We start from the raw sequence: 13,824 nt of genomic DNA, 5'->3' as shown, positions 1-13,824 counted from the left end.
CTTACTGAACAGCTTACTGACGCATCCCGATCGCCAGACGGTTAAATGCGCTCATCAGGGCGATGGCGAACGTCAGGTCGGCGATTTCGGCGTCGGTGAAGTGTTCACGCAGCGGGTTGAAGTCTTCGTCCGGTGCGTTGGTGCGGTCGATGGCGCCGACCGAGTCGGCCCAGGCGAGGGCCGCACGCTCACGGGCGCTGAACTGCGAACTCACGCGCCAGCCGCCGACGCTGTCAATCTTGGCATCGGCCATGCCGCCAGCGCGCAGCGCCTTGCTGTGCATCTCCAGACAGAAAGCGCAGCCATTGATCTGCGACACGCGCAGATAAACCAGCTCAATCAGCGGTTTGCCAAGGCTGCTTTTCTCCAGCGCCTTTTTCGTGGCGACGAACCCTTGATAGGCGTCGGTCGACAGCGTGGCATAAGACAGGCGAAGCGTACTCATCGAAATTCTCCAGAAATGAACGAAGCAAGCGGCATGGGTTAAGTTAGATGCGAACTGCAGGGGGCTTGTCGCAACGTCACCAATTTACGAGAATCATGGCCTAGTGGTCAGATGCAAGAATTGACGAAATCAATGGGACATCGCGAATGGATTTTCCGTATTTGAAGCCCGGCCCGGGCGACGACGCGCCGCTCTACCTCCAGCTGTATCGCCGCTATCGTGACGCCATCGCTGCCGGCAAGCTCAGGGCAGGCGACCGCGTGCCATCCGTGCGCAGCCTTGCGAGCGAACTCAATCTCGCGCGTGGCACCGTCGAGCTGGCCTATCAGATGCTCACCAGCGAAGGCTATTTCACGCCGCGTGGTGCGGCCGGAACGTTCGTGTCGCCGCGTCTGGAACATCTCAGCGAGACCGCCGCGCCGGTCGCGCCCCCGGCAACGACGGTGCCTCCGCCACGAGATGCGCTCGCCGCCGTCGGTGCGCCGCGTCCATTTCAATTGGGCCTTCCTGCACTCGATGCATTCCCTCGCAAGACGTGGGTGCGTCTGGCCGGGCGGAGTCTGCGCGTCATGGACCTCGCGTCGATGGCCTATCCGGAGCCTGCTGGGTTCGCGCCGCTGCGCCACGCCATCGCCACCTATCTCGGCATCTCTCGTGGCATCGCATGTTCCGCGCAGCAGGTCTTTGTGACGGCGGGGTATCGTGCCGCCCTCGATCTCGTCTGCCGAACGTTGATCGAGCCCCGCGCGCAAGGCTGGTTCGAAGATCCCGGATATCCTTACGCGCGGCATTTCCTGACGAGCGTCGGCATGCGCCTCGCATCGATTCCGGTGGACGAAGAGGGGCTTAACGTCGACGAGGGTATCCGTCGTGCGCCGAACGCCCGCTTCGCGGTCGTGACCCCCACGCATCAGAGCCCCACTGGCGCGACGATGTCCTTGCCCCGGCGACTCGCGCTGCTCGAATGGGCGAATCAACAGCAGTCCTGGATCGTGGAAGACGACTATGACAGCGAGTTTCGCTATCACGGACGTCCGTTGCCCGCGCTCAAGAGTCTCGATCACGATGGACGGGTGCTTTACACCGGTACGTTCAGCAAAGTGCTTTTCCCGGGGCTTCGTCTTGCCTACCTTGTGGTGCCCGAGGCCCATATCGAGCGCTTTGCGCAGGCCGCCAATCAACTGGGCGGGCCGGGCTCGGTCCACGTGCAGGCGACGGTGGCGGACTTCATGGAACAGGGGCATTTCGCCCGGCACTTGCGAAAAATGCGAGCGTTGTACGCCGAACGGCGCGGCTATCTTGTGGACGCACTGGCCGAGGTGTTTGGCGACGACCTGTACGTGCAGCCACAGGCCGGTGGCATTCAGACGCTGGCGTACTTGCGTCATGCATTTGCCGAACAGGACGACGAAACCATCGCGCTCGCGGCCCACGAACAAGGGTTGGCCGTACATGGGCTGCACCACTGGTACGGCAATGCGCCATCGCGCTCGGCCTTGCTGCTTGGCTTCACCAACATCCCGGATAAGGCGACGGCACTGGCACTGAGCCAACGTTTGCGTGCGTCGATAACGGTCTGAGTAGCGATGTCGAAGCGACCTGAACCCTACCGGAACGAACCGGTCGTCGGCCCCCATAGGGGTTGCGGGGCGCGGCACCCATAAGACCACGTCAGGACAGGTGCTTTCGAAACCCGCTATGCTTCGTTGACTGGCGCACGCGCGTCCCAAAAAAACACCGTGCCGGTGGCGACTCAGGTTCGCCCCGCATCCAAAGCTTCTCAGGAGTCCCCCTCGTGGCAGCGTTCGACATCGACGATATCGTTTCTTCATTGCATTCGGCCCGCCTGCGTTGGCGCGACGGGCAGCGACGCCTGCTCGAACCCGGTGGCCGAGATCTGCCGTCGCGCGAACGTCTCGCAGACATCGTGGTGCAACTCAAGGGCGCGCTTTTCCCCATGCGTCTCGGCCCGCTCGACTTGCACCAGCAGGGCGAGAACTACTACGTCGGTCATACGCTGACGAGCGCACTGAACGGTCTGGCCGAGCAAGCGCGACTTGAATGGCGCTACAAGGCGCGTCACGACGCCGCCATCACGGCAGCGCTCATCGAAGAGCGCGCGCATTCGGCCATCCAGCAATTTGCAGGCAAGCTGCCCGAGATTCGCGAATTGCTCGATCAGGATGTGCTCGCCGCCTATCAGGGCGATCCGGCCGCGGGCAGCGTCGATGAAGTGCTGATCTGCTATCCGGGCATCCACGCGATGATTCATCACCGCATTGCTCACGAGTTGTACCGGCTCGAACTGCCGCTGCTCGCCCGCATTATCGCCGAGCAGGCACACTCGGAAACGGGAATCGATATCCACCCGGGGGCGCGTATCGGGGCAGGCTTCTTCATCGATCACGGGACCGGTGTCGTGATTGGCGAGACGGCCATTCTGGGCCAACGCGTACGCGTGTATCAGGCGGTCACGCTCGGTGCCAAGCGTTTCCCGGCCGACGACGACGGCAACCCGCGCAAAGGCCTTGCGCGTCACCCGATCGTCGAAGACAACGTCGTCATCTATGCGGGGGCGACCATTCTGGGCCGCGTCACCATCGGCGAAGGCTCAGTCATCGGCGGCAATGTGTGGCTCACGCAGGACGTGCCGCCGTTCAGCAACATCACGCAGGCCCGCTCCCGCACTGAAGCTGGCTCGCCGCCGGTTTCCGGCTGCGATAACGATCGTTCCTGATGTAGGGGCCGCGCGCCGTCAGGCCATGGCCGGCGGCGCGGCGATGCGCGCCCGGACCTCGGGCGACGCGAGGCATGTCTCCACGGCTTCGAAACCCGGTGCCCCCGCATACGGCGCGACGCGTACCGGCGGGCTGTGATTCGCCGGGCAAAGCAAGATGGCTTCGTCGCTGCCGACAGCGCTCAGATCGAGAATCGATGACGAGCGCGTCATCATGAAAAGCGGACTTGTACGCGTGCGAGCGTGTAACCGCAGATAACGCATCAGCGCCTCTTGTGTCGGTTGCGCAAGATCCTGCTCGATCATGTCGACGACCAACGCACCCGCGCAATCCGCTTCCAACGCCGTGAGCAATATCGTCAGTGCGTCGGAGGTTTCGGCCCCGTCGTCCACCAGCCATGTCTGTGCCTGATCGATGCGTCGCTGCAAGGCGTCGTCGGCCGAAGGCGAGGCGAGGGCTGCGACCCGCTGAGGGTCCAATCGATCCAGCCCAAGGAACGTTCCGTTCGGCAAGGCTTGCGCCAGCCGCATCGCCAGCCGTGTCTTCCCGCTGCCGAGCGAGCCGATGATGTAGTTCAGCGGACGAATGTCGCGCATTTCGAACCATTCGCCGCCCCAAGGCCACGGAAGTTCGAAGGCGACACTCGGTGCCGCCTGTTCGACAAGGTCCGGTAGCTCGCCGTGCATCGGCATTCTGCCGCTGGCAAGCCCGGCGCGAAGGCTTCGCACCGTCTCAAGTCGACGCAGTCGCTCACGGATTTCGGCGTCCAGCGCGTGTTCGTGCGTCTCAAGGGCGGCCGACAACGTTTGCGCATTGCCCTTCAATACACTGGCGACCTGCGCGAGGCTCAAGCCCAATGCTCGTAACGCAACCACTTCAGACGCACGCGTCATCTCCGCAGCGTCATACGTGCGATATCCGGCTGAAGTTCGTTTCGGCGAGAGTAAGCCGTGCTGCTCGTACAGCCGAAGCGCCTTGTTCGAGACGCCAAGCCGCCGCGCCGCCTCGGACGCATTCAGGCTCACCACAGAATCCTTCATCGTTCACCTCTGGGTATTGATCGGGGTGACGCCATCGTCGAGCCGTCCCCAAGGGGCAGGTCAAGCCTTTGCGATCTGTCGTGACGATTCACGACCGCTCCCTACGTTATGCAAGTCCCAGATAACTGTCGAGTTATCTTAAGAATAATTAACCGACCGGTCGGTTTTTGTCATGTTAGGCTTCAGTGCGCTTCCTCATAAAAACTACGGAGACATTGATGACTTTGAATTTCCGCTCGCCTGTTTCAGTGAGTGCAACATCCACTGGCATTCGACATCAATCCGCGCGTCCCGGCCGTAGTCGGGTGTCGCGGGTGTCCGTAAGCGTCTCGGCGGCGCTGCTGAGTCTGGCGCTGGTCGCGCCGGGCGTAGCGAGTGCTGAGAGCACCACGCCGGGAGGATCGGCGCCCGCCGCCGCCAATAGCGTACCGGGACACACCGACGTCACCATCAAGCGCGACGAATTCGGTGTGCCGCACATCTACGCGTCGACGACATACGCGCTGTTCTACGGCTACGGCTATGCCATCGCGCAGGATCGGTTGTTCCAGATGGAGATGGCGCGACGCAGCACGCAAGGCAGCGTGGCGGAAGTGCTGGGCGAGAAGTTCGTGGACTTCGACAAGTCGATTCGAGGCAACTACTGGCCGGCGTCAATCCGTCGCCAACTGGCCGATCTGCCGCAACGCGAGCGGGATATTCTCGATGGCTATGCCGCTGGCATGAACGCATGGATCGCACAGATTCGCGCGCAGCCGGGCACACGCATGCCCAAGCAGTTCAACGACTTCGGTTTCCAGCCGACGAACTGGGACGCATTCGACGTCGCCATGATCTTCGTCGGTACGATGGCGAATCGCTTCTCCGACGCGACAAGCGAGATCGACAATCTGGCGTTGCTCACGGCACTCAAGGACAAGTACGGTGCGCAGAAAGGCATGGCGCTGTTCAACGAGCTGAAGTGGATCGTCAATCCGGATGCGCCGTCGACGGTACCCGCGTCGGAGGGCACATATCCGGTGAAGGTCGGCCCGGCCACCGGCGCGCCCATGCAGCCGCTCGCGCGTTACGACGGACCGGCACCGATGTTCGCACGACTGGCACGCGGCAGCGACGGCGCGCTTCTGCATCAGGACACCGACACCAATGCCGCGACGATGCTCGCGCAATTCGCCGAGTCGGGCCAACCGGGTCTCGCCGGTTTCCCCACGACGAGCAATATGTGGATCGTCGGAAAGAGCAAAGCACGCGACGCGCGCGCCATCATGCTCAACGGCCCGCAGTTCGGCTGGTTCGCACCTGCGTACACGTATGGCATCGGCCTGCATGGCGCGGGCTTCGATCTCGTCGGCAATACGCCGTTCGGCTACCCCTGCATTCTGTTCGGCCATAACGGCAAAGTGTCCTGGGGCTCGACCGCGGGCTTCGGCGACGACATCGACATCTATGCCGAAAAGCTCGACCCGGCCAACCCGAACCGCTACTTCCACAACGGTCAGTGGCACGACATGGAAAAGCGCGTCGAGATCATCAAGGTGAAGGGCGCGCAGCCGGTCGTACAGGAGGTGTATCGCACCGTGCACGGCATCGTGATGCAACGCGACGCAAAGCAACCGATCGCCTACGCCAAAGCGCGCGCGTGGGATGGTCTCGAAGTGCAGTCGCTGCTCGCATGGACGCATCAGGCCCAGGCGCAGGACTGGAAGTCGTGGACGGCGCAGGCCGCGCGTCACGCGTTGACCATCAACTGGTATTACGCCGACGTGTCCGGCAACATCGGCTACGTCCACACGGGGGCTTATCCGGCGCGTCAGCCCGGCCACGATCCGCGCCTGCCCGTGCCCGGCACAGGCGAGTGGGACTGGAAGGGACTGCTGCCGTTTTCCACCAATCCGAAGGTCTACAACCCGAAGCAGGGGTGGATCGCCAACTGGAACAATTCGCCGCAGAAGGGTTACCCGGCGAGCGATCTGTTCGCGTTCCTGTGGGGCGGCGCCGACCGCGTGGTCGAGATCGATAAACGTATCGAAGCGCACGACAAACTCGGTGTCGACGAGATGTGGCAGATCCTCAAGGATACGAGCGCGGTTGACGTCAATCGCACCCACTTCCTGCCGTTCATCGAACGTGCTACGGCGAACCTTCCGGCCAGCGATGCACGCCGTCAACTCGCCATGCAACTGACCGCATGGAATGGTCTGAGCCGCGATGAGAAGCACACGGGTCATTACGACACAGCAGGTCCGGCTGTCATGGACGCGTGGCTGAGCGCCATGCTCAAGCGTACGCTCGGTCAGGTCGTTCCCGCACCGTACGACAAGTGGTTCCTCGCAAGCGGCTACGCCGCCCCGCAGGACGGCCCGACGGGTTCGCTCAATATCGGCAACGGCAGCAAGGTGTTGTACGAGGCGCTGCGCGGCGGTATGTCCGGCAAGGCAGGCGTGCCGCAAACGTTCGACATCTTCGACGGCAAGCGTCAGGACGACGTGATTCTGGCGGCGCTGGACGATACCATCGCGTCGCTCAAGACGAAGCTCGGTCCCGACATGGCGGCGTGGCGCGCCCCCACGGTGCCGCTGACGTTCCGCGCGAACAACTTCTTCGGCGTGCCGCAGGCCAACGCGACAGAAGCGGTACGTACGCCCGTCTACATGAACCGGGGCACGGAGAACGACCTGATCGTGTTCGGACCGAAGGGGAGCGCCGCAAAGGTCGAGGCGTTCGACGTCGTAGCACCGGGGCAGAGCGGCTTCATCGCGCCGGACGGCACCCGCTCGCCGCACTACGCGGATCAGGTGGAGATGTACACGTCGTTCGGCCGCAAGCCCCTGTGGCATGACGCGGCGGACGTGAACCGCGCGGCGAAGTCGGTCGAGCGTCTGCGCATCGAGCGCGTGGTGGACGGCCAATAAGCCCTCAGCAAGCTAGTCGCACTAGTGCATTAGGCAAGCCCCGTCGCACCGGCGATCACGCACAACGCGACGATCGCCAGCGGCGGGGTTTTCCACCGAACCAGCAGCACGAAGGAAACGACCGCGAGCGCGACATCGGCGACGCTGTGAACGGCGCTGGTCCACACCGGCGAATACAACGCCGATGCCAAAATCCCGACGACCGCAGCATTCACGCCCGCGAGCATCGCCGCAGTCGACGCACGCGCCCGCAGCGTCTGCCAATGCGGTAACGCGGCGATCACCAGCAGCAGTCCCGGCAGGAAGATGCCGAGCGTGGCGAGTGCCGCACCCAGCCACGAATGAGACGGTGCGCCCGACATCCACCCGAGATACGACGCGAACGTGAAGAGCGGGCCGGGAACGGCCTGTGCCGCGCCGTAACCGGTGAGAAAATCGTTCGCGGACACCCATCCCGTGGTCACAGTCTGGGCCTGAAGCAGCGGCAACACGACGTGGCCGCCACCAAAAACCAGCGCCCCCGAGCGGTAAAAGCCGTCGAAAATGGCGACGGCGCGTCCGTTCGTCCACTGATGCAACAGCGGCAGGCCAGCCAGCAGCGTGGCAAAGAGTACGAAGGACAACACGCTTGCCGTGCGTGAGATGCAGAAATGCAATGTCGGTGCCGAGGGAGACACCTGGGCAGCGTTCGATGAGCGCAGCAGCCCGTAACCGAGGACTGCGCCGAAAACGATCGCGATGAGTTGCGCGAAGACCGTCGTCGTCATTGTGAGGATCACAATGGCCGCGAGCGCGATGCCCGCCCGACGCACGTCCGCGCATAGCCGTTTCGCCATGTCCCAGACGGCTTGCGCCACGACAGCCACCGCCACCAGCTTCAGACCGTGAATGACGCCATCGCCGACCGTGCCGCCGAGATGCGGCGCGAGCACGGCGAACAAGAGCAACAGGCCTACCGACGGCAGCGTAAAGCCGCACCACGCGGCGAGACCGCCCAGCCATCCCGCGCGCAGCAGCCCGATGGAAAAGCCGACCTGGCTGCTCGCCGGGCCGGGCAGGAACTGACACAAGCCCACCAGATCGACGAAGCTTGCGTCGTCGAGCCACCGGCGTCGCGTAACGAACTCGCGTCGAAAGTAGCCGATGTGCGCGACCGGACCGCCGAAGCTGGTCAGCCCCAGCACGAGGAACGCGCAGAGCACGTCGAGTGCTGCGCGCGGACCTGTGGTGACGGCGCAGGACGGTGTGAGGTCGGACGAAGACGGATCGGGCACGGCGCATTCGGGAGACAGTATCGATGTCACGACGTTAGCACGTCCGGATGTCACGCAGCGGTGCGGCGACACGCGCCGCCGGTCGCTGCGGTTCGTCACGGGTTTCCCAATCTCGCGACGACGCCGGGGCAATCGTCTATTCCGGCACAGTCGCCGGTTCGTTTCAGCAATCATGCGGCGTGCAGGCGCGATAGCGTTGACTCCCGTGTCGCGAGTGGCGATCTGTCGTGCTTTCGCACGGCGGCCGCTGGCGGCCCGACGCTCAGGAGAGACGTTCCATGACTCGCATGCATTCATCCATGCCACACCACGCTCATCGTCCAACCGCGCACATGCACGATGCGCCACCTCGCAGACGCTGTCATGCACTTGCGGACGACTGGCGCGCAGGGTGGGCATTGCCTCGCAGGCAGGTGCGCAACAGCGCACGGGTACAGCGCGGTAACGTCGAATCGTCGCGTGCGACGCGAGGTGAAGCGCGCCCTCAGGCGGCCGCCACCGCTTTCGCCGTGACGTTGTTGGCGGTCGCGAGCGTCGCAAGCGTCGCCAATCTGGCCGCTGCCGGCGCGCCAAGAGGGCCCCTCACCGGTTTGCGGGCAATGGGCAGAAGCCGGATGGCGTCGCCCATCGCCAGCACTGAACCCCCAGTGACGTTGGCGCACTCACAGGCCATCGCAGGCATGCGCACGCTGCTGAACATGCGTCCGGCGCGTGAGGAGAGCGGTGGGGTTTCGCCTCGGTGTTTGCCGTCCCGGAGCGCATCGACGATCGGCATTTCGCCGCCTGCTGCCGACAGCGACGCGGCGCTTCGCATGGGACTGTCCGCCTATCGCGGGGATTTGCAGCGGGTGGTCGTCGCCATGATCCGCGATGCCGTGGCCGCTGCAGACCCCGACACGCGAGAAGCGTTCGCGAACGCTGAGGTGTTGCGTCCCCGGTACATGACGCTACGTGTCAGCCACAAGGGAACGAAGGGCTGGCCGCCGCCCAGCATCTACTTCGCGTCGTCTGGCATCACGCTCAATCTGCGCGACGAACAGGGTCGCTGGCGACCATTCGCGCTTACGCTCGCCGCGCATGCGCCTGCACTCGTCGTGCCTCTCTCGACTTGCCGGACACGGAGTCCGTCTGACGCGGACTGTATCAAGCGGACACTTGGCCCGTTGTTCTGGGGTGACCGTTGGGCATCGATTGCCGAAAAGATCGACGATACCGACACGATACGTTTCATGTCGACGCGAGTCGGTGCGACCGTGTCGCCGGGATGGCCATCGCCCGACACCCCCGTACTCGAATCGCCTGACATGGAGGAGGTCGCCGAAATCCTGCTGGAGACGGTGATTCGCGGTGAACCGGCCAGTGAAAGGCTCGGGCCACGTCCACGACGAAATGCGATGGATGACGCTGGCGGCGCGCGAGCGCTGGCGACGCGAGTGAGCGCGTCCGGTCTGGAGTGCCTCGCCGCAGTGATCGGGTCGGGCACATTGAGTGACGATGCCATCACATTGCTGCGGCACCTCTGGCCTGCAAGTCCCGCAAGGGTTTCGGATGTCGTCGCTTTGCCCCAGACGTCCGCGCCGGAGACTTTCCCGCACGCGTCGTTCAGCGGCCCGCTCGGACGCGGCGTGCAGTGGATCTTGCCCGCGAACGTCTATGTCGAGTATCGGCCCGACCTCACACAGAACGGCGTGAAGGTCTTCGACATCGACGGCACGCTGTACGGTACAACGGTCGCCCGCACGCGCAAGCACGCATCCGACCTGCGTCCGCTAGACCAAATGCGCAGCGAACTCGGAGCGCTCGCGTTGTGCCGTATCTCGCGCGGCGTCGGCATTGATGTCGACGGCATGTGTCTGGAGTGCCATACCGAGCGGGACGGCGAGGTGTCCGTCACGGAGCAGGGCGCGACGGTGACACAGCATCAGGTGCTGGAGGCGTCGCCGCTGGCGCGTCTGCGCGTCGCGGTGTATTCGCAGCCGTTCGAGGCCGGGGATGGACGACGGCAGTTCTTCGCTTTCGGGCGTCTGGGCGAATTCGACGCGCAGGGCACCCCCCAGGTGACGTCGAATTCTCCATCGGTGGCGGGTGACGTCTACGCAAGAGAGCTGGACGGTGAGCTCGGGTACTTCGAGCAGGCGACGACGGCCGGGCCGGTGGGCGGACGCCGTGTTCGTCTCACGCTCGGGAACATGCACGTGGCTGTGCCCTTCGGCACGTATCGCGACCGTCATGAGGTGTTGCACGGCGTGGTGCAGTTGTCGCGTGAGGTGTATTACCGCTTCACGTTGCCCGACGGGGATGCCGGAGACGCATCGCAGCGGGTACGTTTGCAGTATCGCCACGCCGAGAACCGCGATATCCGCGAGTACTGGATCGCACAGCATCATCGTTCGGCGGCAGAGAATGCCAGTGTCTTGCCGACGATTTCCTACGGCGAGACGCGCACGTTGTTGCAACTGTATCTGCGCATGTGGGAGCAGGCGCCATCACCGTCCGAGGTGTGGCAGGGGCTGGAGGACATTCCGCTGTCGGTCGCCGAAGCCCGCGACGCCGTTGGGCAGCTTACGCACGCCATCGAGTGGCACGTGGCTTCGGCGCGAGGCGCGGCCAACGGGAACGGCGTGGCGGGTGTGTGTGGTGTGGGTGCTGATCAAGCGGACGGTCCTCACGCGCACGCATCGCCCGACGTCGATCCTGCGTTGCTTCCGGCGTTCAACCGTCTCTGGTCGCATTGGCAGCGCTATCCCGGTCAGGCGGATGCGTTCATCGGTGCCGTGGCGCGCGACTTCGTGTCGCGCCCGTCGCCACTGGCTGTGTGGTCCCAACTGCCGTTCACCGGCGACGTGCAGACGACGCGAGATGTCCTCGCGTTGTTCGAGGAAGTCTTCCCCGGCATGCCGGATCTTCAATCGCTGGTGTCAGGCGAGGCCCGTGCGGCACGTGACGTCGACAACCACATGCGCCTCGTGTCGCTGAACGCCAACATCGCGCTCGCGGAAGTCACGCTCGTGGATGGCACGCGAATGATCTACTACTGCCTCTCCGGGCTCCAGCGGCGTGTGCTGCCGACGAACGCGCCAACGGTGCGATTCGTCGACGCCGGTCACGCTTATCTCGAACGGGAGAACAACGTCATCGCACAGCAAGGCGACGGCCCGCGCTCACGTGCGCAGGCGTACCCGACCGAGCCGCCCGAATTGCGCTTTGTCGTCGCCGACGCCAACCTGCCGACATATCACGCCGCGTCCGGCACGGCGAAGTCCCGTACGCTCGACACCGAACGCCTGATTCTGGCGCAGATTTATGCGGATCATCCTGCCGGTGAGGGCGTCGTGCGCTCCATCGTGATGTGCTCGCGCATGCCGTTCTGCGACTCCTGTGCGGTGAATCTGGCGATGGTGCCGTATCACTATCCGGATGCGGCGTTGCGCTTCTACTACGTCGCCTCCGGGTCTCTCCTTCGCACACCGTCAGACGACGCACCGACGCACACGGAGGCTTCGGCGACCGCGATGCCGCAGGACGGAGCGAGCGGAGCTGGTGCACGCGCCCCCGACAGACACGTGCACTCGACGCTGTAATCGGGACGTCTGCGGATTTTTCCCCTATATTGACCGGTCACGCTGCCATTTCAGTACTAAGGAGTGAACAACGCATGACGGCGCCAGAGGCTTCTCCGCGCAAACCCGCCATCGGGCTCGGTAGTGCTGCCCGTGATCTGTATCGCGCGCTGTGGCGACATGCGCAGGGCGTCCGCATGCATCTGCTGGGCGCGGCAGGCCTGCTCTCGGCGGCGCAACTGCTGCGGCTGACGATGCCGTGGCTCGCCGCGCAGGCGATCAACGCGCTTCAGCAGGGCGATATGACGGTCGCGGGACGCTGGATCGTCTACCTCGTCGGCATCTACCTCCTGTCGTGGCTACTGCACGGCCCGGGGCGAATCCTTGAGCGCAATGTCGGCGTGCGGGTGCGCTTGCGTCTGGCCGATCAGTTGTATGCACGCATTGCCGCCGCGCCGCTGGCATGGCGAGACGGTCGACATTCAGGCGAGTTGCAGCATCGCGTCGTGCAGTCCAGTCGCGCATTGTCCGACTTCGCGCAGAACCAGTTCGGTTATCTGCAAAGCGTGTTCAATTTCGTCGGCCCGCTAGTCGCACTGGCGCTGCTGTCGCGCACCAGCGGTGCAATTGCCGTGACCGGGTATGTGGTCATCGCCATCATCATCCTTCGATTCGACCGCGTGCTGATGCAGCTCGCGCGCGCGGAGAACGATGCCGAGCGTCGCTATGCAGCGGCGCTTCTCGATTTCGTCGGCAACGCGGGCACGGTGATCGGGCTGCGCTTGCAGGCGGCATCGCGCAAGCTGCTCGGTCATCGGATGGACGCTGTGATGGTGCCGCTGCGACGCACGGTGACGGTCAACGAAGGCAAGTGGTTTGCCGTCGACATTCTGGGCATGGGCCTCACGTGGATTCTCGTCGTGGTCTATGTATTGCAGTCACGCGAGCCGGGACAGGCCGTAATGCTCGGTACGGTGTTCATGATCTACCAGTACGCGCAACAGGCGGCGACGGTGGTCGGTGCGATGGCGTCGAACTTCCAGAGTTTCGCGCGAATGCACACGGACTACGGTAGCGCCGAGCCGATCTGGGACGCGCCGAGCGATCCGGATGCCATCGTCCCTGCGGTCATCGCCGACGCGCCGTGGCAAACGCTGACGCTGCGCAACGTCTCGTGGAACTATGCAGACGATGCGCGCGGCGGATTGCGTGGCGTCGACCTCACGCTTCGACGCGGGTCGCGCGTGGCGCTCGTCGGTCCGAGCGGTGGTGGTAAGAGCACATTGCTGCGCACGCTTGCCGGTCTGTACCTTCCTCAACAGGGTGAACTGCTGCGCGACGGTAGCGTGACCGACTGGTCGGACCTGCGGACCTTGGCGACACTGATTCCCCAGGAAGCCGAAGTTTTCGAAGCCAGCGTCGAAGAGAACCTGACGTTCGGTGAACCTGCCGATGCGCAGGCACTCCACACGGCCGTGCATGCGGGCGTGTTCGACGACGTGCTGCAACATCTCCCGGACGGCTTGTCGAGCACGCTGAACGAGCGCGGCAGCAATCTTTCCGGCGGTCAGCGCCAACGGCTCGCGCTGTCGCGCGGTGCGCTAGCGGCGCAGGGCAGTTCGCTGTTGCTGCTCGACGAACCGACGAGCGCACTCGATCCGCAGGCCGAAGGGCGCGTGTTCGACCGCATGTACGACGCGTTTCCGACGGCTTGCATCGTGGCGTCCGTGCATCGGCCGAGTCTGTTGAGCCGTTTCGACACCATCGTGGTCATGGAAAGCGGCCGCGTCGTAGACGCCGGTCCAAGAGACGAGGTGCTCGCCCGGCGCACGTAATCCGATGGCGTCGCCTTATC

General features: G+C 64.2%; 9 protein-coding genes. 5 read left to right on the top strand and 4 right to left on the bottom strand.

Translation table 11 applies throughout. From position 1 onward, the window contains the following. Window positions 1–13: 13 nt before the first annotated feature. Window positions 14–445, bottom strand: a complete 432-nt coding sequence (locus PAQ31011_RS01655; RefSeq protein ID WP_150574187.1) for a carboxymuconolactone decarboxylase family protein — start codon at window positions 443–445, stop codon at window positions 14–16. Between the two features lie 146 nt (window positions 446–591). Here PAQ31011_RS01655 and pdxR point away from each other — a divergent pair, with 146 nt between their 5' ends. Then, complete coding sequence (pdxR, locus tag PAQ31011_RS01650; RefSeq protein ID WP_150574186.1) at window positions 592–2,025, top strand: MocR-like pyridoxine biosynthesis transcription factor PdxR; 1,434 nt, start codon at window positions 592–594, stop codon at window positions 2,023–2,025. 215 nt (window positions 2,026–2,240) lie between these two features. Continuing rightward, a complete protein-coding gene (epsC, locus tag PAQ31011_RS01645; protein WP_150574185.1) occupies window positions 2,241–3,182 on the top strand; it encodes a serine O-acetyltransferase EpsC in 942 nt (313 codons plus the stop codon). Between the two features lie 18 nt (window positions 3,183–3,200). Here epsC and PAQ31011_RS01640 read toward each other — a convergent pair whose 3' ends face one another. Further along, entirely contained in the window at window positions 3,201–4,223 is a 1,023-nt protein-coding gene (locus PAQ31011_RS01640) for a MerR family transcriptional regulator (RefSeq protein WP_150574184.1), read from the bottom strand. Window positions 4,224–4,537: 314 nt separating this feature from the next. On the opposite strand from PAQ31011_RS01640, the gene PAQ31011_RS01635 reads away from it, so the two are divergent. Further along, window positions 4,538–7,135, top strand: coding sequence for a penicillin acylase family protein (locus tag PAQ31011_RS01635; RefSeq protein ID WP_246179283.1), 2,598 nt, complete (start codon window positions 4,538–4,540; stop codon window positions 7,133–7,135). Window positions 7,136–7,164: 29 nt separating this feature from the next. Here PAQ31011_RS01635 and chrA read toward each other — a convergent pair whose 3' ends face one another. Next, window positions 7,165–8,337, bottom strand: a complete 1,173-nt coding sequence (chrA, locus tag PAQ31011_RS01630; protein ID WP_246179372.1) for a chromate efflux transporter — start codon at window positions 8,335–8,337, stop codon at window positions 7,165–7,167. 556 nt (window positions 8,338–8,893) lie between these two features. Next, on the bottom strand, window positions 8,894–9,223 hold the full coding sequence (locus tag PAQ31011_RS01625; protein WP_150574181.1) for a hypothetical protein: 330 nt from the start codon (window positions 9,221–9,223) through the stop codon (window positions 8,894–8,896). Between PAQ31011_RS01625 and PAQ31011_RS01620 the strand changes: the two genes are divergently transcribed. Both PAQ31011_RS01620 and PAQ31011_RS01615 read left to right on the top strand, forming a co-directional pair. Next, window positions 9,222–11,990 carry a deaminase domain-containing protein gene (locus PAQ31011_RS01620; RefSeq protein ID WP_150574180.1) on the top strand — a complete coding sequence of 923 codons (2,769 nt, stop codon included), beginning with the start codon at window positions 9,222–9,224 and terminating at the stop codon, window positions 11,988–11,990. The two genes, PAQ31011_RS01625 and PAQ31011_RS01620, sit on opposite strands and share 2 nt — an antisense overlap. Before the next feature lie 74 nt (window positions 11,991–12,064). Next, window positions 12,065–13,804 (top strand): ABC transporter ATP-binding protein, encoded by a 1,740-nt coding sequence (locus PAQ31011_RS01615; protein ID WP_150574179.1) that lies wholly within the window; start codon window positions 12,065–12,067, stop codon window positions 13,802–13,804. Window positions 13,805–13,824: the final 20 nt, after the last annotated feature.

The sequence above is a fragment of the Pandoraea aquatica genome, assembly GCF_902459565.1.
GTDB lineage: Bacteria > Pseudomonadota > Gammaproteobacteria > Burkholderiales > Burkholderiaceae > Pandoraea > Pandoraea aquatica.
The sequence above is the reverse complement of the archived record's forward strand: the minus strand, read 5'-3'. Positions and strand labels throughout refer to the sequence as shown.